Consider the following 25,940-nt stretch of genomic DNA (forward strand, 5'->3'; position numbering starts at 1 on the left):
TATATGTTTGGCGAATATGTAGAAAAAAGCGAACCCCATGATTTTATCAAAAAAATATGGGAGTTAGCCGATAGCGATGGCGATAAAGAACTCTCTAATTATGAGCTGCAACAGGCTGTAAGTACCAAAGATACCATAGACATACTAAGCAAACTGATCTGTAAACATCAAAGCGAATGGAACACTTGGGCTAATATCAGTGATTTTGAACAAGAACTAATAGAGGTGCATAAAAAAGGGATTAATGAAGCCAAAGGCACAGATGATAAGGGTAATGACCTAAAACAAAAGTTGGAACAGCAACGAGATGCTAAGATCGAAATGTTTAAAGATAAAATAAAGCATCTTTGTTTTTGGCAAGACATAAAAAATGGCGAAATTGTACCAATGCAACAGCGCAGGCAAGCCTATATAGATAGTAAATACAACCCAGCACACAGGATATTCCCTAAAGGAACAAGTGCAAAAGAAATACTACTAGGTAAAGAGTTTGACGAACTAGAGAAAGATCGAGATAAAAGGCAGTTTCCTAGCGATAGTAATAATATTTATCACCTACACCCAATCGCTTTCGTAGAGCATATGAAAATGATTACGGGAGGTAGAGCGCCGTGGATGGAATTTGCTTTACAAGAAGCGAAAACAGCTAAATTTATTAAAGAAACGCTAAGTCCAACATCCGAAATGGCTAACAAATATCATACTTATGTAGGTAAGCCTAAAGCAACAGGTTCAACAGCATGGTGTTCGTCTTTTGTAAATTGGTGTTTAAATGAATCTGGACAAAAAAATGCTAAATCTGCTGGTTCACAAAGTATCTTATGGAATGAAGGAAAGTTGTTTAAACGCATCGAGGAACCTGTTTATGGTTGTATAGTACTACTTACAAATTATGTGAAAAGTACTGGGAAATCTAATTCCCATGGTCATGTTACTTTTTTATATGGTATTGATAGTAATGGTGATTTAATTTGTTTAGGAGGTAATCAGGGAGATAGACTTAAATACTCCAGATATTATACTAATAAAGTTAACCATACTTTTACCCAAAAAGGTGTAAGGGTAGAGCAAAAGTTTAATGGATTCTTTTTACCTATAGATTACCCTGAAACAAGTAGTAAACAGCCAGAGGTTGTCGATATGAAAAAATTAAATAACGAACTAGCTGGAAAAGCTGTAAAATCTAATGGTAAGAATGAAAAAACTACTTAGTATATTAATTTTATTTTTGACTTTAATTGCTTGTAAACAAGCTACTAAATCCGAAGCAAAAAATGATGAGACTACTAAAGCTGCAACTAAGGTAAATAGTCAGTCAGAAAATGTAGTTAAAACACATCAAGACAATTCATTAAAGATTGAATTGACTATTCAAGAATTTTTGAAGCAATTAAAAGTTGCGATTAAAAACAATGACATTAACTATATAGAAAACTGTATATCATTTCCTTTTGAACATAAATCTGGAGGAGAATTAATAGATAGTTACAATAACTATAAAGAGATTATAACAGGTAGTGAATTGTTTAATAAAATAGAAAAAGCTAATTATTTCAAAGACTGTAACGATGAAATAAAAAAAGTAAAATATTATTGTATCACTTATTTTGATGATATATTGGATGTAACTTTTTATGCAGTTAAAAAAAATAATCAATTCAGATTAGTAAGAATGGAAACACCTAATTAATATAGATGGTGAGTTATGAAAATTAAAATTTTAATAATTGTTTCATTCATTTCATTAGTTTGTTGTAAGGTTGATGAGTCAGGTGTAAAAACTAGTAAAAAACAGGATGGTATTACCCCAAGTAGAGAATGGTAAAAAATAAGTTAAAAATGATTAGAATTAGATTAGCCATAATAATTGCTTTACTCTTTATTTCATGTAAAGAAAATAAAGCTAGTAACGCCTCTTTACCACTTCAGAATCACTCAAAAAACACTTTTGAGCAAGTAGAGGAAAAGGGTAAAGAACTCCAAAATGGATTAATTGGTCAAAAATATAAGTCAATAGATGAAATTGCAGAATTTAAAAATTTATCATCATCGGGTATTTTTCCTATAGGTTATTTAAGAAACAACGAAAATGGGTACGCAATCAATAAACTTTATAATAAAGAGAAATTAGCCTATTTAGTCTTTGTTAAAGTATATAATTATAGTACCAATAACAATGGAAATAGCACTACTTTTAAAATTTTAGATTTAGTAGATTTTAAAAATGAAAAGTTGAAAGCTTTGCTAATGAGTGACAACGCTAATCTTTTCCTTAATTCTAGTTACTTTAAGGGCAAATATGATGATGAAATTATCACAATCGCAAAATATGAAGGTGATGATCAGCAATTTTACAAGAAAATTTATAAAGCTTGGCGAGCAGATCGAAAAAAGGAAAAGATTATAGAAATACCTGTAGATGGTATTAAAATTGAGAATATGGATTATGGGCTTTAGTGTAAATAATACATTAAGATTGTTATTTTTCACTTTCTTTTTAAATAGTTTATCACTCTTTTCTCAAGAAAAAATATGGAAAGATTATTTATATCCTAAAGATTTTATAAAATTTCATAATGAGAATTATACGGTTTGCGATAGGAGTGTTTATATTGAAAATACTGATTTAAATAACGTACAATTACTGAAAAACTTAACTAAAGTTAGGGTCGGATTAGTTATTAAAAACAATAAGGAATTAAATAATTTACAAGGATTAGAAAATTTAAAAGAAGTACATTCAATAACAATAAAAGAAAACCCCTTATTAATTGATTTAAAGGGACTGCACAATATTCACGGTGAAATTAAATCAGGTATTGAGATTTCTAACAATAAAAAACTAGAAGATATATCTGCATTGAGTAAGATTAATAAGTGTGGAGGAATATACATTTCCTCTTGGAGTATTAAAAAAATATCGTTCCCTCTTATAACAAATATTGATGGAGACATTGAGTTACGTTCAAGTAAATTAAACTCTTTATCTTTTAAAAATCTAACAAAGATTGAAAATGGAGGGCTTACTATTTTAGGTTCTAAATTGACTATTATTAACGGGTTTCCAAAACTTAAGTATATTGATAAAAGACTAACTATAAATTTAAACAGATATTTAAAGGATATAAACCTCAATAGTCTTAATAAAATTGGTTGGTTAAATTTTAATTTAAATGATAGTATTGTTAACGTTTCAGGATTAAAAAAACTGAAAGAATTAACATCAGTTAACATTGTAAGAAATGAGAGTTTAAAACAGTTTATAAGTTTTAAACCACTAAAAATAAATAATATTACTGTTACTGGAAATACCAATTTAGAAAATTTGGCATTTTTATCTAAAAATAAGAATATAATACTTGATAGAGTAGAAGTTTATAATAATCCTAAGATTTTAGATTTACAAGGTTTTGATAATGTCGAACGTATAAATAGATTAGTTATTAAATGGAATGAGAAACTCAAAAGCTTATCCAATCTTAGTAACTTAATGTGGGTTGGTAAAGAATGTTTAATTAAAGAAAACAATGCGTTAGTTAATTATGATTTACCTTTAATATTTTTTAAAAATATTCATGAGGTAAATGTTAATGTAAGAGATATTGAAAAAACTATTTTCTATGATGTAGACACTTTTTTGTTATTTCAGTTGTCTAAATCAAAATTAAAAAAATATCAACTCAACAACTTAACTCGACAAGATTCTAGGCTAATTAGAAATCTTATATATGCAAAAGAAAATTATCATTTTGACAGTAAATTCCTTAGAGATTACTTTTATAAATATTTTAATTTCACCAATCAGAATCAGATACAACATCAAAAAATAAGTTTAAACGATTATGAAACTTATAATTTAAACTTAATTAAATCTAAAGAAAAAAAGTTAACAGAGATTATAAAAAAAATATTAACCGATTTCAAAACAAAAGATTTAGTTGAAATACCTAAAGATTTTCAAGTTTTCGAAAAGCATATCAAAAAATTCATACGTAATATAGAAGTCAATAACCTTAATTCAATACCCTTACAGTTATACGGCAATAGGTTATTTAATTTTGATATATCAGAAAGAATAGAAACTAATGTAAACGAAGGTTTTAAAGAAATTGAAAAAGAGAGCATGGATTTAGAGCCTATACATGATTTTATAGGTATTACTTTTACAGGATTAAATAAATTTCACATAACTATTTTGAATAATTATTACAATGAATACAATACTTTATATTATGATGAAATAAATATATATTATGAAATTAAAGATAATTTAACAAAAATTCTCAATTTTGAGAAATTAAATGGTAGTTATGAAAGTGATTAAGTTTCATAAGAAATAGTAGGCATTACTTTTATTTATAATATGCATATGCTATCCCCCTGCTATCGTAAATTTGTAGATTAAACGTATAATTTCAAACTAAAAAAATGGAATATCCCACAGATATAGAAAAAATAGTAACCCCGTATATTAATCCTAATTTTCTATAATGCTGGATGCTACTACCTATAAAAAACATATCAGTTCTTATGAGTGTATGTTGTTAAGCTTTCTAAGTTTAAGTAGAGAATGTATAAAGAACGAATTATACAACCCTGCTATTGTCGTTTTTGATTATCAAGAGCGAATTATTTGTAATAGATATTTTAATATTGAGTATGTAGAAAATCATTCTGATGACAGTACTAATTTTAGGTTAGAATTAATTGAAGATACAAGAAATGATCGTATTTATTTTATGCTTCAAGAAAAATCGAAACCAGACAATGTGGTGTTTCATTGGTTAAAGTATTCAGTACTTTTTAATAATCTTAACCATATAGATTACAGTAAAATTGTTGATTATATCATTGATAGGCAACAGCTAAAAAAAGACCACGAGGTTTTAAATTTTGAACTATTGCTACACCGTATCAGTTTTGAAACTGGAGATTGGCATATTAAAAAGCCCTAAAAAAATAACATCTTCATCATGCTCTAAAAACTAGAGTTCACTCTTTACTCTAATATCGTTACTTATTAAAATATAGATTTAATTAATATTTTTTCATACTTTTACATAAGTACTTATATAACTGCTTATGAATGATAAATTACGTCAATATGGTGAATTAGGCTTAGGCTCCAGACTAAAGAGACTTAGTGATTTGATGATGAGGGAAACACAAATCACATACGACTCTCTAAATATAGATTTTGATCCTTATCTATTTCCAATTTTTAAAGTAATAATTGACACGAAACTAGCTACTACCACAGATATTCAAGAAGCATTGCAATATACACAACCTGCAATCACACAAGCATTAAATAAATTGATCGACAAAAAATTGGTTACCTATAAAACTGATAAAGCCGATAAACGAAAAAAACTCTTTAGACTTTCTGTAAAAGGAAAAGAAATCCATCAAAAAATGAAACCTCTGTGGTGTATCATTGATGAACAATTAAAATGGCTTACCGAAGGTAGTGCTACAAGTTTGACACACCGCCTTACATTTATAGAAGATCAATTAAACAAAAAATCTTTAAGTCAAAGAATTCTTGAAAAATATAATGCATAACATTTTAAAACAGATGAAAACAACGATTATACCTTTTGAATCCAAATATGCCAAAGAGTTTGCTAGCCTTAATGTTGAATGGTTAGAAAAACATTTTGTAGTAGAACCACATGATATCGATTTATTAGAAAGATGTGAGGAAACAATTATCAATCAAGGTGGTTATATTTTTTTTGCTAAAGCAGATAATGAAATTGCTGGTACATTTTCATTAATCAAAATTGAAGATGGAGTTTATGAATTAGGAAAAATGGCAGTATCTCCAAAATTTCAAGGTAAAAAGATAGGCCAACAATTGGTGCAGTATTGTATTGATTTTTCTATACATCAAAATTGGAAAAAACTAGTTCTTTACTCTAATCGAGTTTTAGAAAATGCCATATACATCTACAAAAAGCATGGGTTTAAAGAAATTAAACTAGAAGACACCCCTCCTTATCTACGAAGCGATATTAAGATGGAGCTCATTCTACCCGTAACATCTTGAAATAAATCTCCTACAAAGTATTTATTCTAAATCCCTCTTTACATACAAAAGAGTCAAATCCCTTTTTTGAAAAGGGGTAAAAACCCCTTTTTTTCCAAGCCTCTCAATCAACTGAAAAAACGCTAAACAGCAAAAAACTACTTGTTTTCAACACTTTACACACGAATCTATCCAATAAAATGAGGCATTCTTTTTTTTAAGCTACAGAATAACAGTACTTTTATTTGAGGAAAATACTGACAAATAGAGTAATTGTAAAAACGCTTTAATCCAAAGCTGAAGATATAATCAATTATCTTTTAACAAGTGTTTCTCTTTACAAACATCTTAAAAGCTTAAAAAAATGTACAAAAAAACCAACCTATTCGGATACCCTATTATCATTCTTTTGACAGTCTTACTTACGCTGTCACTTAGTAATTGTAACACTAAAAGTGAGCCGACTAAAGAAGAAGAAGTACCTAAAGAAATTATCTCTTACAAAGACGCTGTTGAACTTTATCAAACATATACAGAAAATCGCGCTTGTATCATTAAAGTCTTTGAAGGCAAAAAAGACAGTACATTAGACAGCTTATGTCCATCCAAAAGAAAACCTAATGAAAAATTTGTGCCTTCACGCTCTTTTCATTTAGACAAAAAATTTCTGGATGATTATATCTCCTATATAAATAGAATAACGCCTGACTCTATTAAAATTACAGGGTATCGCTTATATCTAGGAAACTATCCTGATAAAAAAAGATTTGATGATGGAAAGCCTATTCCCGACCCTAGAAGAAATACGTTTTTTATAACACCTACTACACTTATAGATGGCTCAAATATACATCGTGGGTTTACCTTTGTAGATAGAAATAATGATGGCAAACCAGAAATATTATATCTAGAAGATGAACTAGAGCGAGGCCAACAACCGTATCAAAATAGCAACTCACCAAAAGGAAAAATTAATACCGCGAGTTTCTTTTCATTTAGCAGTAGCGCTTATGGAGGAGCATATAGTACAATAGGAAATGAAGTAGGAGGTTACCCCCCTAATATTCAGTAACAATATATACAATAAAATGAGCTTTTTATCTGATTTAAGAACATTCATAATTATATTTCAATTAATAACCTCGGTAATTGGCTCAATTTATTTTTATAAGTACAAAAATACTTTTTTAAAATATTTTTTGATTGTACTCTGGTACATAGCTCTTAATGATTTATCTGGATTTCTTTTAAGAAACAATAACTACAGGGTTGAAATCCTATACAATACTTATTATTTAATAGTTTTCAGCTATTTAATGTTTCTTTTCAGGAACTACGTCACAAACAAAAAACACAAAAAAGCCATACTATTATTTATCTGTATTTATATTTTGGCCTTTCTTGTTAATGGTTTTTTTCAAAATTACTTAATTGAATATTCTAGAACACCATATATTATTGGAGCTAGTTTCTTAGTAATAAGCGTTATATTTTATTATATTGATATTTTAAATTCGGAAAAAGTATTATATGTAAATAAAAATTTATTGTTTTGGATAAGTACTGGGGTATTAATATACTACTCTGGCAATATTCCATATAAAATTGTGAGGAGTTACGCTAAACAATTAGTTGATGTACCAATCGAATTCTTGGTTCTTTGTATCTTAACCATTGTAATGAATATTTGTTTTATCATAGGCTTTATATGGGGCAACAACAAACAGCAATATTAGTGGCAAGCATCGTTCTTGTAGTGATCATTATTTTATTGATTACATTGTTTACTATTTTTCAAAAAAGGAAGAATAGCTTATTGTTACAACAAAAAGAAGCTGAAAAAAAGTTTGAGACTGCAATTGCAGAGACACAAATAGAGATTAGAGAAGAGACCCTGCGTAATATCAGCTGGGAGTTACATGATAATATTGGCCAGCTACTCACGCTGGCCAAAATACAAGTTAATATTGCTCAAGACGACCCTGAAAAATTAACTGAAGTTACCGAGACTATTAGCAAAAGTCTTACAGAATTACGCTCTTTATCAAAATTAATCAACCCAGATGCCATAAAAAACTTAAGCCTTACTGAAGCTATAACACTAGAAATAGAGAGATTTAATAGAATGCAATTCATAAAAGCGACCATTACTAGTAATGAGGAAATAGAGGAACTAGACAACAAAGCAGAAATTATTATTTTTAGAATATTACAAGAATTCTTTACCAATACGATCAAACATTCTAAAGCATCAAATCTGGATGTTGATGTACATTATACCCAGGATCAATTGGTAATTCATGCCAAAGATGATGGTGTAGGTTTTGATCATACCAATTGCACGAGCAAGCAAGGAATAGGATTAGGCAATATGAAAAACAGAGGCAAGCTAATTAATGCAGAGGTAGCGCTAACTTCAAAAAAAGGAAAAGGAACGACTATAAAATTAACCTATCCTTATAAAAAAGAAAGCTTAATTATATCAGATAGTGAAATTGTATAACATATCTTTACTCAATATATATTTTTGAGCAAAAAAACGAATCAATTATTCATTACAAAATCTGATATCACAGAAAAAAATAACAGCATGAAATACTCAGTTGTAATCGTAGAAGATCATATTTTACTATCTCAGGCATTATCGGGGCTTGTAAATGCATTTGCTAAATTCAAAATTCTATATATCTGCAAAAACGGAAAAGAATTACTAACTCGATTCAAAGATCCAAAAAACATTCCTGATATTGTTCTTATGGATATCAATATGCCTATTATGAATGGGATTGAGACCACCACAATATTAAACAAAGAGTTCCCACAAGTCAAAGTACTGGCTCTATCTGTAGAGGAAGAAGAAAGTACTATCTTAAAAATGCTAAGAGCAGGCGCAAAAGGATATTTACTAAAAGATACTGAGAAAAGCATTTTAGAAAACGCCTTGATACAAGTGCAGGAAACAGGTTTTTATCACACCAAAAATGTTACCAAATTATTAATAGGATCTCTCAATCAAAAAGAAGAGAACACGGTAGTACTCAAAGACCGTGAAATAGAATTTATAAAGCATGCCTGTACAGAAAAAACATATAAAGAAATCGCCAGCGATATGTGTTTGAGTCCAAAAACAATAGAAGGCTATAGGGATTCTATTTTTGAAAAACTAAATCTAAAAAACAGAACTGGCCTAGTTATCTATGCTATTAAAAGCAAGTTATTTGTTCCATAAAATGTTTGTTCACTTTATACAAATTGAAGTGATTTAACCTTTTTTGATTCTGGCGAAAAATAGTTATTTTTTGATCAATTGAAGTGTTTTTTACACTTCATAGCAGGGCTACGGAATAAGAAAAAGACAAAAACTGAGTGAAAAAGAGCATTTTTACAGCGAATTGAAAAAAGTTTAAACCACTTCGTTATACATATAAGTCATAACACTACTCTTTTTATAGTTTTTTTAAAATCAAAAAACTACCTTTATACATATTATAATTACTTTTGGCCCGTTTATTGATTAAACCGAAAGGCAAAATCATAGTACACTATGGTTTTACAGCATTTTTTTTAATAAACTAACCATCTTATACTTCTCTAAAAACAGTGTTTTTTGTTTATTTTTGTGAGTAGAAGAACATTGATATTTTTTATGCTAAAACAACAACTAAATTTTAAGCTTTCTCAAAAACTTTCTCCACAACAAATTCAGTTGATGAAATTGATTCAATTGCCTACGCAAGCATTTGAACAACGACTAAAACAGGAAATGGAAGAAAACCCTGCACTTGATAGTGGCAAAGACAAAGCAGATGAATTTGAAGATACATTTAGCAATGAAAATACTGAGGAAGAAGATTACGGCACAGAAAAAATAGAAACCGAAATCAATGTTGATGAATATCTAAGTGATGATGAAATCCCAAGTTATCGATTAAGCTCTAACAACTACAGTAGTGATGATGAAGAAAAAAGTGTACCTTATGCATCAGGTACTTCATTTCACCAACACTTGGTCAATCAATTAAACACCTATCGACTTAACGAAGAAGAAAGAGAAATCGCAGAATTTCTTGTAGGTAGTGTAGATGAAAGTGGATATATAAGAAGATCCTTATCTGATATTCTCGATGATCTGGCATTTACTCAAAATGTATATACTACAGAAGATAAAATAGAAAGTATTTTACAAATAGTACATCAACTAGATCCTGCTGGTGTAGGTGCCCGTAATTTACAAGAGTGCCTTTGGATTCAATTAGACAGAAAAGAAATCACGATTCCTATAAAATTAGCATCAGAGATATTAAAAAAAGCCTTTGATCATTTTAGCAAAAAACACTACGACAAGCTTTTATTAAAATTTGATGTTACCAAAGACCAATTAAAAGAGGCTATTGATGAAATTGAGCACCTAAACCCTAAACCAGGAGGTGCCTATGCGGGTAATAACCGTATGATAGAACATGTGGTTCCTGATTTTACAATTAGAATCATAGATGGCGAACTAGAGCTAACATTAAATGGGCGAAATGCACCTGAGCTTCACGTATCTAGAGAGTACAACAATATGCTTCAGGGATACAAAGCCAGTAAAGAGAAATCTAAGTCTCAAAAAGATGCTGTTTTATTTATCAAACAAAAGCTTGATGCTGCAAAATGGTTTATTGAGGCAGTAAAACAAAGACAACAAACACTTTTTGTGACCATGAGTGCAATAATGCACTATCAAAAAAGTTATTTTCTTAGTGGAGATGAACGAAACCTCAAACCAATGATCCTAAAAGACATTGCAGACGAGATTGGCATGGATGTAAGTACCGTTTCTAGAGTAGCAAACAGTAAGTATGTTGATACCCCTTACGGAACAAAGCTTATCAAAGAATTCTTTTCTGAATCAATGACCAATGATCAGGGTGAAGAAGTCTCTACACGAGAAATAAAGAAAATACTGGAAATAACTATAGGTGAAGAAGACAAGAAAAAACCACTCACAGATGAGAAACTTGCCAAAATTCTAAAAGAAAAAGGATATCCTATAGCCAGAAGAACTGTAGCCAAATACAGAGAACAATTAGATATTCCTGTTGCCAGGTTACGAAAGAAAATTTAATGAATTTTTTTCTACGAAGTGCTTCTTATGTTTTACACCCACTATTGATGCCTCTTATCGGTGCGATAATTTATTTTTATACCGCCCCTAGATTCATCCCTGACGAAATTATACGTGCCAAAATTTTTGGGCTCGTTGTCCTTACTATTCTAATACCTATAGTATTATTCTTTTTACTCAGAAACCTTGGCACCATAACCTCTATACACTTAGAAACTGTAAAGCAACGAAAAATACCACTATTACTACAATCAATCCTACTGATTATAGTGATAAAAATGGTGATCGATGTATATCACTATCCTGAATTATATTTTTTCTTTTTAGGGATTCTACTCTCATCTTTAAGCGCCATCTTTATGACATTGTTTAATATCAAAGCAAGTCTACATATGATTGGTATTAGCGGGATCACTATGTTTACAATAGCAATAAGTATTCACTTTGGGCTTAATTTAACTATATTAATTGCCGTATTGATGATTGCCAATGGATTGGTTGCTTCTTCAAGATTACACTATAAAGCACATAGTAATCTAGAGCTTATTTTAGGCCTTTTGATCGGGGTTATCCCACAACTTACACTAATCAATTTTTGGTTATAAGCTTACAAGATATAAAACATCAGCCCTATTTTTACGGTATTCAATCCCACGGGCTCCCCTTGAATCGTTGCATTGTTATTAAACAATGGATTTAAGCTATAATAAAAATGAAAATTAAAGGTATTCCATCCAAAAGTAAAAGTCGTCCCCACTCTCCACCTATTCAGCTCATCAACCTTTGTTTGCTTTACCTGATTACCACGTTGTCTAAAATTAGAATTAAAAGAACTCATATATCCCAATTTAATTCCTGTGTAAATCCTATAAAACTTATGTGTTTGTGGTGTAGAAGTACGCCATCTAAGTTCAAAAGGAGCTTCTATCAAGTGAGTAGTAAATCTATTTGTATTATAATCAATCCCATCTAGAGTACTAAATATACTACCTCCTTCTCCTTCTTCTTCACCAATAAATAAATCCTGATTATATACATTCAAAGAATATCCTAAACCAAGCCCTATTGCAACATTACGCTTTTTATTGATAGGCATATCTCTAATAAAACCTAAATGCATTCCTCCCGAAAATCCAGACTGATTGACATCCTTTGGTTTATTGAGTAATAAATTTACCGTTACACCAACATAAAATTGATCTTCTCGATACAGAGAATCTACTGCCACTGGCTCAGTAGAATTCAAGAGGTTTTCTTGTGCCGACCCAAGAAACACAAACAAATAAAAACAAACAAATAAAAATAAACTCTTCATATATGGTTACTAAAATAAATCTATTTATTCAGAAATAAGAAAAACTTCATAAAAACAAGTCAAAATTAGAAAAACCCTGCTCAACAAAAGCAGGGCTCAACACTTATAACTGAACAGATCAGTTTTTCACTATTTCTTCGGGATATGATTACCAACACTACCTTTTTTGGTTGCATAATTAATTTTGAGTGCATTCACTTTTTTCAATTCCTTTTTAATATCACCCACCAACCCCATTCTAGTATCTTCATCAACTTTTAATGAAGTAATCATAAAAGGATGCAAGGCATCCCTTTTTGCAGCTCTCTCTGCCAATATAAACGCTTTTATATCCTTTAAATCTGCAAATTTATCATTCAATTGAATTCTAGCCTCTGAACCAATATTTTTATATCTCGAACTAGGCTTACCAGCATACACATTCATAATTAGATTTTTGTTATCTAATTTTTCAATTTGATCTGCCTGAGGTAGTTTATTTTCAACTATAAGAACATTTTTTCTCATAACAGTAGCCACCATAAAGAAAAACAACAACATAAACACAATATCAGGTAATGATGCTGTTGAAATTTCTGGCAACTGTGTGTGTTTTTTATTTTTGAATTTTGACATAATAACAACTATTTAGATTAATAATTACGAACTGGCTCTGCCTCTGAAAGCTTTTCAGGATACATAGATTTAATTTTTTTGATCCTTTCCTTTAACAAAACCTGATTAGAATGACTGGCATCTTTCAGTAGGTTTTTCATCTCTTTAAAAGAAACACCGTATAATCGTTTTGCTTCTCGATCACGAAGCTCTGTATAGGCGCCAACCAGTTCATTCTGTACAGTTACATACGTTCCATAATTAGTTTCTCTATTATTTACTAAGGATATTATCGCTTTATCAGGATGATCAGAGGATTGATCATCTTTATTGCCTTTACAATAATTACATTGCCAATCTCCTACTCCAGCTCCATTATCCAAAAATGCTATAGCAGCCCTTTTCAGTGCCCCTATATCCATTATAGCGCCTTCAACCAACAATTCATTATGTTGATTTAGTTCAACCCTAAAAATATTCTTCTCTTTAACAATAGTCTTTTCAGCATCATCTATAAGAGGTGGAAGTTTTCTACTAATACCATGATCTGTTTCTATAGTTGTAGTAACTAAAAAAAAGATGAGTAATAAAAATGCAATATCTGCCATAGATCCTGCATTTACACTTGGTGCTAATCTTCTTGTCATAATAAATATATTTAATTAATAATTCACTTACAGAATCAGCAAACTGTGAATTCATGTGACAAGAAATAGGTAGAAAGAAAATATATTGAAACTATTTTATCTATGTATTTAATATCACTTTTGGAAGGCTAGATATTGATACTATAGAACAGCATACCATCTTTTGGTTTTGGCAATTGTGCTAAAAAAATTGCATGTAGTTGCTATTCCAAAGTCAAAAAGAGGTATTACATCACAGTTAGTATTATAAATTTTAACAATTGTTATGCCATTTTTAGGTTTTATACACACTAAATGGGATTTTAATACTCCTAAGATTATATAGAAATTCAAGGTCTTTACAAGCTTAGAGGAAGTTTGTTTGATAAACAAAAAAAATCCTGCTCCACAAAGGAACAGGATTTACAATATCCTATTTTGATATTTTCTATACTGGTATTAAATTATTTGAAGTTATCAGTAGCACTACCAGACTTGGTAGTATAATTAATTTTTAATGCCTGAACTTCTCTTAATTCTTTTTTAATATCACCAACTAGACCCATATTAGTTTTACCATCTATTTTTAGGGCTGTAATAAGAAAAGGTATTTCCTCTTCTCTTCTAGCGGCTCTTTCAGCCAAAACAAACGCTTTGACTTCACTTACATCAGCGAACTTATCATTAAGCTGTATTCTAGCCTGATTACCTGCACTAGAGCGGTATCTTGAGCTAGGCTTACCAGCATAAATATACATTACCAAGTTTTTCTTATCTAATTTTTCTATTTGATCTGCAACTGGTAATTTGTTATCTATCATTAATGTATTCTTACGCATTACTGTTGCAACCATGAAGAAAAACAATAACATAAATACAATATCTGGTAACGACGCCGTAGAAACGGGAGGTAACTCACCACTCTTTTTCTTTTTAAACTTAGACATAAGAATTCTGTTTTTATGTTATTATTTTTTTGGTTCTGCTTCTGAAAGTTTTTCAGGGAACAAAGCTTGTATTTTCTTAATATCTTCTTTAAGCTTAGTCTTGCTTCCAGAGAAATTTACGTCATCAAAATCTTTCTCCATTTGTTCGAAAGTTTTTCCGTAAATACGTTGTGCTTCTCTATTACGCAACGTAGTATACGCTGCTACCAGCTCATTCTGAACTGCAATATAAGTAGCATAATTAGTTTCTCTGTTGTTATTTAAAGAAATTACAGCTTTTGTTGGATTATCAGACGATGAAGGATCTCTAGACCCTTGACAGTACTTACATGCCTCTGATCCTGCTCCACCTCCGTTATCCAAAAACTTAATAGCAGCTTCTCGAAGATCTTTTAACTCCATAGGAGATTCTTCTACCAATAGATCGTTATTCTTATTAAGCTCTACAACAAAAATATTCTTTTGTTTAAGAACTGGCGGAATTACATCCTCCTCCTGTGGCGGAGGAAGCTTACGGCTAATACCTGTATCTGTTTCGATAGTGGTAGTAACCAGGAAAAATATAAGAAGTAAGAAGGCAATATCCGCCATAGATCCTGCATTTACTTCTGGTGCTGCTCTTCTTGCCATATTATTACTTAATTAGTTTTTTAACTCCAGAGAACAACATTAATCCAACTGCGGTAGCAGCCAAGAAATAAAATGTATATAAACCAGCACCTACCCATTTGGATTCACCTGCGGTTATTATTTCTCCATCTCTTAATGGTGTTTCTACTCCTTCTGCTATAAAATAAGCAACAAGTCCTACAACAAGGAAAGCTACGATTCCTATTGCTGTATTTTTAAGGCTAGACGGATTTTTTGCTAAGGCAGAAAAAACGGCAATCAATGTAACCACTGCTATACCTATAAAAACAACAAGTGTAAGTGTGTATAATGGAGTTACTAGCGATGTAGCTTCGTTTAGTATCTCTACAGAACCACCTTCTCTAACAAGGTCTTTGGTTTCTGTAATACCATATTTTTCCATAATATCGTCAAAGCTATTACTCATCAGGAACAATAAAACTGCTCCTAAAATACCTATAGCCATTACGACATATGATAATATTTTTGAAATTTTCATGTGACTATTTTTTTATTTGGATCGCACATTACACGAATCCTTGAATTACATAAAAGTGTAAACTAAAAAATCTTATAATTCAGATTTTTTTAGACATCGATTATTTCTTTCTCTTGTAATCTACAAGAATATCGATTAAAGCAATAGAAGCATCTTCCATGTCGTTTACAATTCTATCGATTTTAGCCACGATATAGTTATAAAATATTTGAAGTATAATTGCAACAATAAGACCAAATACAGTTGTAAGAAGTGCAACTTTAATACCTCCTGCTACAAGAGATGGCTGCATATCATCTGCTGCTTCAATTTTATCAAATGCTGTAATCATCCCGATTACCGTACCCATAAATCCAAGCATTGGAGCTAGAGCGATAAATAATGATACCCATGATACGTTTTTCTCTAATTGTCCCATTTGAACACCACCGTATGCCACAACTGCTTTTTCTGCTGCGTCTATACTTTCGTCTGCTCTTTCAAGACCTTGATAATATATTGATGCAACAGGTCCCTTTGTATTTCTACAAACTTCTTTTGCCGCTTCAACACCACCACTACTTAGAGCATCCTCTACATTTTGTTGTAGTTTCTTAGTATTTGTTGTAGAAAGATTTAAAAAGATAATTCTTTCGATTGCGATCGCAAGACCCAAAATCAAACATATAAGTACGATACCCATAAATACAGGTCCCCCTTGAATAAAACGTTTTTTGAGATTCTGATGAAATGATATTTCTTCAGAAGGTTTCTCTGATACCGTTTCTTCTTGAGCTGTTGTTGTATTAGTTATAGGAGCAATTAATAATTGCACATTTGCCGTTAATAACTGGGCAGGTGCAGTAGATGCTTGTAAGTTTCCAAAAGTCATTACTGCTGCGATTGCCAGAATAGAAAATAATCTTTTCATTGCGCTGATTCTTAATTTTAATTAGTTAAAGGGTTAAAGATATAAAAATAATATATATTCTATTAAAAATTTGATAATAATGCAGAGAGGAAGGGATTCGAACCCTCGATACGCTTTTGACGTATACACACTTTCCAGGCGTGCGCCTTCGACCACTCGGCCACCTCTCTAAGTTTTCCCTATAAAATAAGGATGGGCAAATAACAAAAAAAATGTTAAAGTGTGAAATTTGAGGCGTTAATTTTCTGAGATTTCACCTCGAATAGAAGTTTCATAGATGGTTTTGAGCACCTTAAGCGGTAAATTTTCACCCAACAAATACATCAATTTTGCCACAGCTGCCTCTGTGGTTATGTCTTTTCCTGAGATAACTCCCACCTTTTTGAGACCAACACTGGTGTCATATTTCCCCATTTCGACACTTCCTCCTATACATTGAGTTACATTAATCACAGGAATATTCTTTTTTACAAGATCAGAAATCATAGTAATAAACCACTTTTTTGTGGTTGTATTACCTGCCCCATATGTTTCTAAAATGACTCCTTCAATCGTTTCTAACGAAAAAATACTCTTCAAAATATGCTCATTTATCCCAGGAAACATCTTAACAATAATAATATTGTTATTAAAATGGGTATGATACACCATTTTTTTTCGTCTATTGACAGGCAATAAATATGTGTTATTAATTTTTAGATGAACTCCAGATTCTACTAAAAACGGATAATTAAGGGATTGAAATGCCTCAAAATGTTCTGCATTTACCTTTGTGGTTCTATTAGCTCTCAGCAATTTATACTCAAAATAAAGACCTACTTCTGTAATTACTGGTTTTCCTTTTTTTTGTAATGCTGATATTTGCACTGCAGTTATCAGGTTTTCTTTTGCATCTGTTCTAAGGTCTCCAATAGGCAATTGAGATCCTGTAAAAATGATAGGTTTTGCCAGATTCTCAAACATAAAACTAATTGCAGATGCTGTATATGACATAGTATCACTACCATGTAAAACAACAAACCCATCATAGTCATTATAGGCATCATTAATAATACCCCCCAGCTCTCTCCATTGATCTACATTCATATCTGAAGAATCAATAGGTTTTTCAAAACTAATTGTATCTATACTACAATCCAATTGTCTGAGTTCTGGAATATTTAATAACAGTTCATCAAAATCAAACGCAACCAAGGCTCCAGTTTTAAAATCCTTTACCATCCCAATGGTACCCCCAGTATATATAAGTAGTATGTTTGGTGAAATATCCATACAGCAAATGAACGAAATTTAAATCACATTGAGTTTACTTACACCCCAAATACATTTTTAGAATTACGAGTTGTAATTGCAGCCAATTCTTCTATTGGTTTTTGATAGATATCAACAAGTTTTTCGAGAACATTAATTAGATACGAGCTCTCATTACGTTTACCTCTATATGGTGTAGGCGCAAGATATGGAGCATCTGTTTCTAATACAATATGATCTAGTGAAATTTGATCTAAAAAGGTATTTATCTTACCATTCTTAAAAGTAACAACACCTCCTATACCTAATTTCATATTATATCCTATAGCTCGATGAGCATCTTCTATAGTTCCTGTAAAACAATGAAAAATCCCAAACAAATCATCTCCCTTTTCTGACTCCAACACTTCAAAAACCTCATCAAAAGCTTCTCGACAATGTATTACAATAGGTAATTTATATTTTTTTGCTAATCGAATCTGATGCAAAAAAGCTTCTTTTTGTATTTCTAATGAGGTAGTATCCCAATATAGATCAATACCTATCTCCCCTATTGCATAAAACTTTTTATCAGATTTTACATCAAAACGTTTTTCTAATTCTTCTTCTACATGTAGTAGTTCTTCTTTATAATTTTCTTTTACATGTGTAGGATGCAACCCCATCATCAAAAAAACATTCTCAGGATATTTTGATTCTATAGCATACATAGACTGGGTATATGCAGAATCAATTGCAGGAACAAAAAAACGTTGTACTCCATTATCTATTGCGCGTTGCATCATTTCCGCCTGATCTTCATCAAAGGCATCACTATAAATATGGGTGTGAGTATCGGTAAGTATCATGCCGCAAAAATATTAAATTTTGTGTGCATGTATTATATTTTTTCACAAACAAAATATGTTATGTCCTATATTGAACTATTTACTCAATTTATACTAATTATTCTTTCTAGAGGAATAATCATAGATTGCTTAAGAAGTACAGACTTTTCTGTAATACCCCAAACTGTAGTCTCGACTTTTTTGAGGCCCTTATCATCTGCAAAAGTTATTTTTACTTTTAAATGTTCGAGATTACCCAATCTCATTGCTCTTTTTAATTTCCTACACCTATCATGCTTATCTTTCTTATTTTTTAGCACATCCTCATGTGGAAAATGCAAAAATTGAATTTGTTCTTTTTCTATATACTTTATTTTATTCTCGATTCTCATATACATTATTTTATTATCTATGAGAATTTAGTAGTTACAATCAATTAAAAATTACAAGATATACCCATTTAATCACAAAAAACATGAATACTATTTTATTGATTAAAAATGATTATTTCAATTTATGTATTAGTTTTTGGGCTTGATTATAATCTTCAGCATCTTTAGGTATACCTTTAAGCAATACAACACATTGATCATATTTTTTTTGTTTCAACTGGTTTAATGCTTCAAACCATAATGCTTTGTATTTATACGAAGAATTGTTTTTATATATCCCTTCAAAGGCCTGAGTTGCTCTTGAATATTTACCTTGCTCTAATAGTGATATCCCATAATAAAACTGATATGCTGTATTCTCTTTATCTTTTGACAACAGCACTAACAGATATTCTTCAGCCTTAACATAGTCTTCTGAATTAAATGCGTGTTCAGCCTTTTTACCATCTTCTTCTGTACTCCCTCGTTCTGAAATTGACAACTCAGGAACATTTGCATAATCACTATAAACAGGATCACTTTGATTAAAAAAGTACACTCCAAAAATTAGCACTATACTTGCTACAGCGCCATATGCCCATACAGGTATTTTTATCACCTTGGTTTCTTTTGAAATGCGTTTCTTAGTAAAATAAGAATTCCCAATTTCTTTTAAATTATTTTCTAACGTTTCTTTTTCTTGTTCCGAAACAAAACGTGCTTCAAGATGAGAATTTAATTCTTGATAAAGCGCAAACTCTTTTGCAAGAGCATCATCCTCTTTAACCATTTTAATTAGTATTTCTTCTTGAGCACTAGAAAGTTCTTTGCTACAATACCGATCAAACAACTCATATTTCTCTTCTTGGGTCATAACAATTTCTTTATTTGATTGAACTTAGGAGAGCTTTGAATAAGCTGCGTCAACTTGCCAATACACAAGGATTTCTTTTTACGAACATATCCATAAGATTGCCCCAATTTTGAAGCTACCTCCTCCATTGATTTTATAGTAAAACTTGCTTTCAACAACTCTTTACATGCTTTTCCTAATTCATCAAACATCTCACTATAAAGCTTATGTTTAGCATTAAAAATCTCTGTCTCTTCTACAAAATGAATACTCTCATCACTTATAGATACAATCTCTTCATTAATTGTTACCAAAGTATCTGTATTTTTTTTTAGTTCATTTAGCCATCTACGCTTACAAAGTAAAAAGAAATAAGCATCAAACGGACAGGTAAGCTGTAACCCTTTTTCTTTTGCTTGCTTATAAATTGTAATCAAAACTTCTTGAATTATATCCTGAGCTACAGACTCATCACCGCTATTCTTTTTTATGTACCCAATAACTTTTGGTGCAAATTTTTTATACATCTCAGTCAACACAAGAGGGTCATTTCTCAAAAGAGCTTCAATATATTTCTGATCAGCATGTATCTTGGTATTTGCCATAAGTAATTTATAGAAGTCTCTAATTTATAAAAGTTTTATGATAACGGGGTAACAAAAGATCAAAGCTATTGATATAATAGTATAAAAGGTAAAATCTGAAATATGCTAATTAGGTAATGGGGGTTACAGCAAATTTCAGCTCATATTCCAGGAGGTTATTCTTCCGGAATATTTTTCATCAGATTGATAATTTATCTTTTTACTTATATTTAGTAACCACTAATCACGAATTATGAGAGAACTTATAGTCTTGTATTGCAGTATATTTCTACCTTGTTTGAGTTTTGCCCAAATCCTCACAAATGACACCATACCTAGAGTTGCTCCTATATCTTATGAGATTAATGGCCCTCAAGTAAAATACACCGCCAAAATGCCTCCTTTAAATCAGATTGCAGGGGCTCCAAAAGCATTTTACACCTATTTTTGGGAATACGGAGACGGGAACTATAGTTTCAAAGAAAATCCCGAGCATCAATACACCTCATCTGGAACTTATACTACCAGACTTTGGGCAACTAATAATTATGACAATGGCAAACCTCCTGCAAGTCGTCCCAAATCTGTAACTATAACAACTGATAATGATGAAGCTTCTATTGCACCAAATTCTCCTTTTGAAGAAGAAGAGAATTTAATCTTAAAACGAAATCGAGAGCCTATTCCAGATCAGGAAATGGTATTTATCACTAGTTATAAAAACACCAATAATTATGTTTCTAACGGAAAATTATACCTTTTTTATAATGATACTCAATTCAAGAATGATAATTTTACCATAGAAGATACCAGAATGCATCATAATGAGCGTATTATTCCTATGCAGGCCATATCACAAACACGTTCAGAGAATGATGACCATACCTTATTGGCCTCTTCTTTAAACAGCATCTTACATAACAGAACATTATTTGCACAAGACACTACCAAAAGAAAGAACCTGCCACTTACTCTAGAAGAATCTAAAGCACTATACCGCAATTATCAAGTAATATCATTTGATAACATGAAGCCCAATGAAGAGCGTACTATTTTCAGAACTCTAAAAACCACTCCAGAAATGATAAAAGACACCAGTGCTATTGTTACTTTACGAAGTATCTATGTACCTGATGTCAATTATGACAATCATACCGTAAAGGATACAGAAATGGAGATTGTTACCTCTCATGATCCAAACAAAATGTCCTCCAACGGTTGGTTGATGAACTATAGACTTGTACGATTCAAACGTTTAAAATTCAGAGTTCGCTTTCAAAATAATGGTGAGGGACCAGCCAACACTATAAAACTAGAAGTAGATACTCCCGAAATGTTTGATAAATCTACCCTACAAATCGAAGGCATGTATCCTGAATGCCCCATTTGCCCAAAAGAAAAAGAAGTCAACTATAGTTGTCTGGATACGATCCTAAAAAAGGATAAAATTATTTTTCAATTCAATAGAATCTATCTTCCTGGGAGCCAACAAAAAAATGTATCAGAGATAGACTCTACCAAGGGATATGTGCGCTACTCTATGAAATTTGGTAAAAAATTTCATAAAAAAAAGACCAAGAGCCGTACTGCGATCTATTTTGATAAAAATGACCCTATTATCACCAATTATGCGACAACACGTTTTATGCCAGGTATCTCTATAGGCACAAAAGCTGGGTATATAATAATACCCACACTCGATAATCAAAAAGAATATTTTGTTGGCGCCACAATATCCCCTTTCAAATCATACAGAGGATATTATCAAGCAGAATTAATGGCATCGGCATCATCGTATGATCAATTGCGAAATTTTGAGACTAGCACCATTCAGGCAAATGGTACAGAGAACTTAATTAGATATTCTGAGTCTAATTCTTATAATAATATTTCTATCTATGCGATTCCTGCCTCATACCGATATAATATCAATACCTTTTTTGCAATGGGCGCAGGCATACAGTTAAAAGCTGATATCACAAGTAAAAACACCCAAAACACAACAGGAGAAGGCTTTATGGTATTTAGAAATGGTCCTGGGGTGGAAATCATCAGAAATCAAGATATAGATACTCAAGAAGCAAAAGAGATCAAAGAGGATTTTACCAATCTGCAAACAGGTATTTTTGTAGGGCTCAATTTTGGAACCGTAAGACTTGGCCCCAGTCTAGGAATTCGATATGTATATAATTTCGACTCCCCAACTTCTCAAATTCAGTGCTATGGGATTTGGAAATTTTAAAACCTACCTCTGGCTATCTATTTTTGTAATTGGTAGTTCCCACACATTAGTCGCTCAAAAAGAGACCACAACCTCTAAATTTCTGTACGATCAACTGGATCATTTTTTGCAAGAGCCAACAAACACTACTCTTCTAGAGCTGAGTTCAAAAATTTTAGCAAAAGAAAACCAGCTCACTACTCAAACAGAATTTGTGGCTTGGGTTATCACTCATTGTAACCTCGGATATTACCACAACAAATTTGGCAACACCCAGAATGCTATTTTTCATTATGAAAAAGCCTGGACAACCTATCACAAAAGAAACGTAACAAATTATGATATCATAGAAAACTGTTTACAACCTCTTGGCAACATCTACATAAGAACAGGAGATTTACCTAAAGCAGAAATCACTATCAAAAATTACTTATATCTAGCAGAACAATCAGAAAACATCCCCAAGATACTCTCTGCAATCACCAATCTTTCTATAGTTTACAACAATCTAGCAACATATTCAAAATCAATTGAGTTACTCAATAAAGGTCTTACTATCGATCCTAAAAACCTTAATTTACTCACCAATATAGCTACAAACTATCTTAATACTGGCAATTATAACAAAGCCAAAAGCTACGCAAAAAAAGTAATTGCTATAGACAGCAATCAAGTAAATGCATACCAAATACTTGCTGCTACTGCCCTAGAAAAAAACAATTTTCTGAAAGCCAGAGATTATATTCTCAAAGCAAAATTGCAATTACAAAAAGACACTACCACCACACCAAGAGATATTGCTAAATGGCAATTGGTCTATATTGACCTACTATTATCTCAATCCAAATTTACAGAGGCACAGAAAAACATCTATGACATTTACACCGCTCTCCTACCGCGATACACAAAAAAAAATAAACTACCTGATGCAGAGCAACTCATTGCAGACAAGGTATTACTACAAACTCTAGACATACAGGCACATATATACCAACAAACAAAACAACCACTCAAAGCAATAATAGCCATTGACTTGGCTTTTCTAGTAAATTATAAACTCAACGCCCTCTACCCATTACAGGATACCAGAATTATTCAACATGGCCAAAATCGTAACAGAACAGAAACATATATAGATCTTCTCTTTTCTTTATATCAATATACAAAAGAAGAAAAATATGGCTGGCAAGCATTACAAGCCGCAGAGAATACCAAAGCCTCTATAGCAAGTAAGGCAATGTTATCAAAAAAAGTACTATCAAATTATAAAAATGACTCTTTGGTAACAGCAAAAACTCTTCTTTATAAAGAGCTTATATATTATAAAACCCTACTTATAAAAGAAAAACTAAAAGGAAGAGATGCAAACATTTCTCATATTCAAAAATGGGAGACATCTTACAATATAAAAACAATAGCCCTTCAGGAAACCATAAAAAATTTACATCATAAGTACCCTGATATACTTGCTACAAAAAAGCTGCTATCTGTTGTTGCTCTTCAAAAAAAACTAAAAAAAGACCATACTACTTTGATCGAATATTTTTATGGCGATAAAAATGTGTATCAATTTGAAATCGCCGCTGATTTTTTTAGCATCAAAAAAATAAAAAACGTAGCACTTTTCAAGAAAACCATTAAGAAGTATATTCATTATTTTGATACTGCTTCAACCATTACAAATAAGGTCTCTGAGTTTACAAAAAATGCATATCAAACGTTCTGCGCATTACAAATTCCCGTAAACACAAAAAAACTACTCATCATTCCTGATGGACCTTTGTCTTTTGTTCCTTTTGAATCCTTATTACAAAAAAATACGACTACTATAAATTTTGCTAAAATGCCTTTTTTAGTAAAATCAATCAAAGTAAGCTATGCTATTTCGGCAAATAAATATCTGACATCTGTTTCTACAAACAATCCAAACAAAACAGTGCTAGGCATATTCCCCGTCTTTGAGAATACACCCCTAGAATTATCTTTTTCTTTATCAGAAAGCAAATCACTAAAACAACTCTACAACGGAGAGTTTCTAGAAAAAGAACAAGCTACCTACGCTCATTTTCTTGAAAAAACAAAAGATCATTCCATTATTCACTTATCTACACATGCCGCCTCAGGAGATTTTTCTAAACCTGCATCTATACAATTTAGAGATCAAAATGTACTGGTTAACCAACTTTATGCATTACAATTAGACACAGATCTCATTGTATTGAGCGCTTGTGACACAGGTGTTGGTAAAATAGCAAAGGGCGAAGGTCCTATCAGTATCGCTAGAGGGTTTCAATATGCAGGAGTAGAAAACTTACTTTTTTCGCTATGGAAAGTAAATGATAAAACCACCTCTGTATTAATGGATAATTTTTATAAAAATCTAAATTCTTCTATTTCCACATCAACAGCACTACATCGGGCAAAACTAGAATACCTAGATGCAGAAGGCATCTCAAACATAAAAAAATCCCCCTATCACTGGGCTTCATTTGTATATTATGGTAAAATAAACCCCGATAACCCACCAAACTATCTGTGGTATATAATCGGTATTGTTTTATTCATATTAATTATACTATTTTTACCAAAGTTTCTTCAAAACAAAACATGAGTACACTCCGTAAATTTTTAGTTCAAAAAGAATACAATAGAATCAGATTGGTTGTTACCAAGACAAGTCATTTTGAAGTCAAAGCAGTACTAAATGGTATCGAAGGCAATTTTATTGTAGACACAGGAGCATCCAACTCGTGTGTGGGATTTGAAGCAGTAGAAAAATTTTCATTATTTACTCAAGATAGTGATGTAAAAGCAGCAGGAGCTGGTGCAACAGACATGCTCACACAATTATCAAAGAAAAACACAATTCAGATAGGAAAGTGGTCTAGAAAAAAGATTCCTCTCGTATTATTCGATCTTACTCATGTTAACACTGCATTAATAAACCATCAGGCAGAACCAGTAGACGGCATCATCGGTGCAGATATTTTAAAAAAAGGAAAAGCAGTTATTGATTACGACAAAAAATGTATGTACCTCAAGTAAATCAAAAAGATATTTTTATGAATACCAAATTCTGAGGTTTTCTCATTACTAAATGTAAAAATTAAAGGAATACCGAATAACAAACACTGGATACCGAAGTTTTTCACCAGCACCCTATACTCTAATTAA

The 25,940-nt window shown here is 31.4% G+C and carries 27 protein-coding genes and 1 tRNA gene; 15 read left to right on the forward strand and 13 right to left on the reverse strand.

The window, feature by feature from the left end; translation table 11 throughout:
* Window positions 1-3: 3 nt before the first annotated feature.
* The 12 genes from DG508_RS02080 (at window position 4) to DG508_RS02135 (ending at window position 11,743) form a co-directional block, all read left to right on the forward strand.
* Entirely contained in the window at window positions 4-1,212 is a 1,209-nt protein-coding gene (locus tag DG508_RS02080) for a TIGR02594 family protein (protein WP_108866559.1), read from the forward strand.
* Entirely contained in the window at window positions 1,196-1,690 is a 495-nt protein-coding gene (locus tag DG508_RS02085; RefSeq protein WP_159090605.1) for a hypothetical protein, read from the forward strand. Before DG508_RS02080 ends, DG508_RS02085 begins: the two co-directional genes overlap by 17 nt.
* A 149-nt stretch (window positions 1,691-1,839) precedes the next feature.
* A complete protein-coding gene (locus DG508_RS02090; protein ID WP_159090607.1) occupies window positions 1,840-2,457 on the forward strand; it encodes a hypothetical protein in 618 nt (205 codons plus the stop codon).
* Window positions 2,447-4,324 (forward strand): YARHG domain-containing protein, encoded by a 1,878-nt coding sequence (locus DG508_RS02095; protein WP_159090608.1) that lies wholly within the window; start codon window positions 2,447-2,449, stop codon window positions 4,322-4,324. The genes DG508_RS02090 and DG508_RS02095 overlap by 11 nt, the downstream gene beginning before the upstream one ends.
* 166 nt (window positions 4,325-4,490) lie before the next feature.
* The gene (locus tag DG508_RS02100) at window positions 4,491-4,955 is read left to right on the forward strand and encodes a hypothetical protein (RefSeq protein WP_108866563.1); all 465 of its coding nucleotides are present in this window, start codon (window positions 4,491-4,493) and stop codon (window positions 4,953-4,955) included.
* A gap of 127 nt (window positions 4,956-5,082) precedes the next feature.
* Window positions 5,083-5,565: a MarR family winged helix-turn-helix transcriptional regulator gene (locus DG508_RS02105; RefSeq protein ID WP_108866564.1), complete on the forward strand. Its 483-nt coding sequence runs from the start codon at window positions 5,083-5,085 to the stop codon at window positions 5,563-5,565.
* 13 nt (window positions 5,566-5,578) lie between these two features.
* Window positions 5,579-6,052 (forward strand): GNAT family N-acetyltransferase, encoded by a 474-nt coding sequence (locus tag DG508_RS02110; protein WP_103866934.1) that lies wholly within the window; start codon window positions 5,579-5,581, stop codon window positions 6,050-6,052.
* A gap of 343 nt (window positions 6,053-6,395) precedes the next feature.
* A complete protein-coding gene (locus DG508_RS02115) occupies window positions 6,396-7,103 on the forward strand; it encodes a hypothetical protein (protein ID WP_108866565.1) in 708 nt (235 codons plus the stop codon).
* A 636-nt stretch (window positions 7,104-7,739) separates the two neighbouring features.
* Window positions 7,740-8,534: a sensor histidine kinase gene (locus DG508_RS02120; protein ID WP_108866566.1), complete on the forward strand. Its 795-nt coding sequence runs from the start codon at window positions 7,740-7,742 to the stop codon at window positions 8,532-8,534.
* Between the two features lie 87 nt (window positions 8,535-8,621).
* Window positions 8,622-9,260 (forward strand): response regulator transcription factor, encoded by a 639-nt coding sequence (locus DG508_RS02125; protein ID WP_103866948.1) that lies wholly within the window; start codon window positions 8,622-8,624, stop codon window positions 9,258-9,260.
* A 417-nt stretch (window positions 9,261-9,677) separates the two neighbouring features.
* Window positions 9,678-11,138 carry an RNA polymerase factor sigma-54 gene (gene rpoN, locus DG508_RS02130; RefSeq protein WP_108866567.1) on the forward strand — a complete coding sequence of 487 codons (1,461 nt, stop codon included), beginning with the start codon at window positions 9,678-9,680 and terminating at the stop codon, window positions 11,136-11,138.
* Complete coding sequence (locus tag DG508_RS02135) at window positions 11,138-11,743, forward strand: hypothetical protein (RefSeq protein ID WP_234418157.1); 606 nt, start codon at window positions 11,138-11,140, stop codon at window positions 11,741-11,743. The genes rpoN and DG508_RS02135 overlap by 1 nt, the downstream gene beginning before the upstream one ends.
* A gap of 2 nt (window positions 11,744-11,745) precedes the next feature.
* On the opposite strand, the gene DG508_RS02140 is transcribed toward DG508_RS02135, so the two are convergent.
* From DG508_RS02140 to DG508_RS02200, 13 genes are all read right to left on the reverse strand, one after another.
* Window positions 11,746-12,384, reverse strand: coding sequence for a porin family protein (locus tag DG508_RS02140; RefSeq protein ID WP_328515265.1), 639 nt, complete (start codon window positions 12,382-12,384; stop codon window positions 11,746-11,748).
* A gap of 198 nt (window positions 12,385-12,582) precedes the next feature.
* Complete coding sequence (locus tag DG508_RS02145) at window positions 12,583-13,068, reverse strand: ExbD/TolR family protein (protein WP_108866569.1); 486 nt, start codon at window positions 13,066-13,068, stop codon at window positions 12,583-12,585.
* Between the two features lie 17 nt (window positions 13,069-13,085).
* A complete protein-coding gene (locus DG508_RS02150; RefSeq protein ID WP_108866570.1) occupies window positions 13,086-13,694 on the reverse strand; it encodes an ExbD/TolR family protein in 609 nt (202 codons plus the stop codon).
* 443 nt (window positions 13,695-14,137) lie between these two features.
* Window positions 14,138-14,620, reverse strand: coding sequence for an ExbD/TolR family protein (locus DG508_RS02155; RefSeq protein WP_108866571.1), 483 nt, complete (start codon window positions 14,618-14,620; stop codon window positions 14,138-14,140).
* 21 nt (window positions 14,621-14,641) lie between these two features.
* On the reverse strand, window positions 14,642-15,250 hold the full coding sequence (locus tag DG508_RS02160; RefSeq protein WP_108866572.1) for an ExbD/TolR family protein: 609 nt from the start codon (window positions 15,248-15,250) through the stop codon (window positions 14,642-14,644).
* 4 nt (window positions 15,251-15,254) lie between these two features.
* Window positions 15,255-15,749 carry a hypothetical protein gene (locus DG508_RS02165; protein WP_108866573.1) on the reverse strand — a complete coding sequence of 165 codons (495 nt, stop codon included), beginning with the start codon at window positions 15,747-15,749 and terminating at the stop codon, window positions 15,255-15,257.
* A gap of 100 nt (window positions 15,750-15,849) precedes the next feature.
* Window positions 15,850-16,659, reverse strand: coding sequence for a MotA/TolQ/ExbB proton channel family protein (locus tag DG508_RS02170; protein ID WP_108866574.1), 810 nt, complete (start codon window positions 16,657-16,659; stop codon window positions 15,850-15,852).
* A gap of 82 nt (window positions 16,660-16,741) precedes the next feature.
* Window positions 16,742-16,829, reverse strand: a tRNA-Ser gene (locus tag DG508_RS02175).
* Window positions 16,830-16,896: 67 nt separating this feature from the next.
* Complete coding sequence (locus DG508_RS02180; protein ID WP_108866575.1) at window positions 16,897-17,931, reverse strand: asparaginase; 1,035 nt, start codon at window positions 17,929-17,931, stop codon at window positions 16,897-16,899.
* A 38-nt stretch (window positions 17,932-17,969) separates the two neighbouring features.
* Window positions 17,970-18,758, reverse strand: coding sequence for a TatD family hydrolase (locus tag DG508_RS02185; RefSeq protein ID WP_108866576.1), 789 nt, complete (start codon window positions 18,756-18,758; stop codon window positions 17,970-17,972).
* Between the two features lie 83 nt (window positions 18,759-18,841).
* Window positions 18,842-19,129, reverse strand: a complete 288-nt coding sequence (locus DG508_RS02190) for a hypothetical protein (RefSeq protein ID WP_108866597.1) — start codon at window positions 19,127-19,129, stop codon at window positions 18,842-18,844.
* A 112-nt stretch (window positions 19,130-19,241) separates the two neighbouring features.
* The gene (locus DG508_RS02195) at window positions 19,242-19,982 is read right to left on the reverse strand and encodes a tetratricopeptide repeat protein (RefSeq protein WP_108866577.1); all 741 of its coding nucleotides are present in this window, start codon (window positions 19,980-19,982) and stop codon (window positions 19,242-19,244) included.
* Window positions 19,979-20,566 carry an RNA polymerase sigma factor gene (locus tag DG508_RS02200; RefSeq protein WP_108866578.1) on the reverse strand — a complete coding sequence of 196 codons (588 nt, stop codon included), beginning with the start codon at window positions 20,564-20,566 and terminating at the stop codon, window positions 19,979-19,981. The genes DG508_RS02195 and DG508_RS02200 overlap by 4 nt, the downstream gene beginning before the upstream one ends.
* Before the next feature lie 232 nt (window positions 20,567-20,798).
* On the opposite strand from DG508_RS02200, the gene DG508_RS02205 reads away from it, so the two are divergent.
* Genes DG508_RS02205 through DG508_RS02215 form a run of 3 tightly spaced genes read left to right on the forward strand, consistent with a single transcriptional unit; the run spans window position 20,799 to window position 25,811 of the window.
* Entirely contained in the window at window positions 20,799-22,787 is a 1,989-nt protein-coding gene (locus tag DG508_RS02205; RefSeq protein WP_108866579.1) for a PKD domain-containing protein, read from the forward strand.
* Window positions 22,768-25,377, forward strand: a complete 2,610-nt coding sequence (locus tag DG508_RS02210; RefSeq protein ID WP_159090610.1) for a CHAT domain-containing protein — start codon at window positions 22,768-22,770, stop codon at window positions 25,375-25,377. Before DG508_RS02205 ends, DG508_RS02210 begins: the two co-directional genes overlap by 20 nt.
* Window positions 25,374-25,811: a retropepsin-like aspartic protease family protein gene (locus tag DG508_RS02215; protein ID WP_103867072.1), complete on the forward strand. Its 438-nt coding sequence runs from the start codon at window positions 25,374-25,376 to the stop codon at window positions 25,809-25,811. The genes DG508_RS02210 and DG508_RS02215 overlap by 4 nt, the downstream gene beginning before the upstream one ends.
* Window positions 25,812-25,940 lie beyond the last annotated feature (129 nt).

The sequence above is a fragment of the Aquimarina aquimarini genome, assembly GCF_900299535.1.
In the GTDB taxonomy this organism is placed as follows: domain Bacteria; phylum Bacteroidota; class Bacteroidia; order Flavobacteriales; family Flavobacteriaceae; genus Aquimarina; species Aquimarina aquimarini.

What these genes read in the sequence shown, in the direction of transcription:
- DG508_RS02180 (WP_108866575.1), bottom strand. Translation starts at nt 17,931, where the DNA reads ATGGATATTTCACCAAACATACTACTTATATATACTGGGGGTACCATT.
- DG508_RS02135 (WP_234418157.1), top strand. Translation starts at nt 11,138, where the DNA reads ATGAATTTTTTTCTACGAAGTGCTTCTTATGTTTTACACCCACTATTG.
- DG508_RS02090 (WP_159090607.1), top strand. Translation starts at nt 1,840, where the DNA reads ATGATTAGAATTAGATTAGCCATAATAATTGCTTTACTCTTTATTTCA.
- DG508_RS02200 (WP_108866578.1), bottom strand. Translation starts at nt 20,566, where the DNA reads ATGGCAAATACCAAGATACATGCTGATCAGAAATATATTGAAGCTCTT.
- DG508_RS02205 (WP_108866579.1), top strand. Translation starts at nt 20,799, where the DNA reads ATGAGAGAACTTATAGTCTTGTATTGCAGTATATTTCTACCTTGTTTG.
- DG508_RS02210 (WP_159090610.1), top strand. Translation starts at nt 22,768, where the DNA reads ATGGGATTTGGAAATTTTAAAACCTACCTCTGGCTATCTATTTTTGTA.
- DG508_RS02080 (WP_108866559.1), top strand. Translation starts at nt 4, where the DNA reads ATGTTTGGCGAATATGTAGAAAAAAGCGAACCCCATGATTTTATCAAA.
- DG508_RS02185 (WP_108866576.1), bottom strand. Translation starts at nt 18,758, where the DNA reads ATGATACTTACCGATACTCACACCCATATTTATAGTGATGCCTTTGAT.
- DG508_RS02100 (WP_108866563.1), top strand. Translation starts at nt 4,491, where the DNA reads ATGCTGGATGCTACTACCTATAAAAAACATATCAGTTCTTATGAGTGT.
- DG508_RS02150 (WP_108866570.1), bottom strand. Translation starts at nt 13,694, where the DNA reads ATGACAAGAAGATTAGCACCAAGTGTAAATGCAGGATCTATGGCAGAT.
- DG508_RS02170 (WP_108866574.1), bottom strand. Translation starts at nt 16,659, where the DNA reads ATGAAAAGATTATTTTCTATTCTGGCAATCGCAGCAGTAATGACTTTT.
- DG508_RS02195 (WP_108866577.1), bottom strand. Translation starts at nt 19,982, where the DNA reads ATGACCCAAGAAGAGAAATATGAGTTGTTTGATCGGTATTGTAGCAAA.
- DG508_RS02095 (WP_159090608.1), top strand. Translation starts at nt 2,447, where the DNA reads ATGGGCTTTAGTGTAAATAATACATTAAGATTGTTATTTTTCACTTTC.
- DG508_RS02145 (WP_108866569.1), bottom strand. Translation starts at nt 13,068, where the DNA reads ATGTCAAAATTCAAAAATAAAAAACACACACAGTTGCCAGAAATTTCA.
- DG508_RS02165 (WP_108866573.1), bottom strand. Translation starts at nt 15,749, where the DNA reads ATGAAAATTTCAAAAATATTATCATATGTCGTAATGGCTATAGGTATT.
- DG508_RS02190 (WP_108866597.1), bottom strand. Translation starts at nt 19,129, where the DNA reads ATGAGAATCGAGAATAAAATAAAGTATATAGAAAAAGAACAAATTCAA.
- DG508_RS02215 (WP_103867072.1), top strand. Translation starts at nt 25,374, where the DNA reads ATGAGTACACTCCGTAAATTTTTAGTTCAAAAAGAATACAATAGAATC.
- DG508_RS02160 (WP_108866572.1), bottom strand. Translation starts at nt 15,250, where the DNA reads ATGGCAAGAAGAGCAGCACCAGAAGTAAATGCAGGATCTATGGCGGAT.
- DG508_RS02110 (WP_103866934.1), top strand. Translation starts at nt 5,579, where the DNA reads ATGAAAACAACGATTATACCTTTTGAATCCAAATATGCCAAAGAGTTT.
- DG508_RS02115 (WP_108866565.1), top strand. Translation starts at nt 6,396, where the DNA reads ATGTACAAAAAAACCAACCTATTCGGATACCCTATTATCATTCTTTTG.
- DG508_RS02120 (WP_108866566.1), top strand. Translation starts at nt 7,740, where the DNA reads ATGGGGCAACAACAAACAGCAATATTAGTGGCAAGCATCGTTCTTGTA.
- DG508_RS02085 (WP_159090605.1), top strand. Translation starts at nt 1,196, where the DNA reads ATGAAAAAACTACTTAGTATATTAATTTTATTTTTGACTTTAATTGCT.
- DG508_RS02155 (WP_108866571.1), bottom strand. Translation starts at nt 14,620, where the DNA reads ATGTCTAAGTTTAAAAAGAAAAAGAGTGGTGAGTTACCTCCCGTTTCT.
- rpoN (WP_108866567.1), top strand. Translation starts at nt 9,678, where the DNA reads ATGCTAAAACAACAACTAAATTTTAAGCTTTCTCAAAAACTTTCTCCA.
- DG508_RS02105 (WP_108866564.1), top strand. Translation starts at nt 5,083, where the DNA reads ATGAATGATAAATTACGTCAATATGGTGAATTAGGCTTAGGCTCCAGA.
- DG508_RS02125 (WP_103866948.1), top strand. Translation starts at nt 8,622, where the DNA reads ATGAAATACTCAGTTGTAATCGTAGAAGATCATATTTTACTATCTCAG.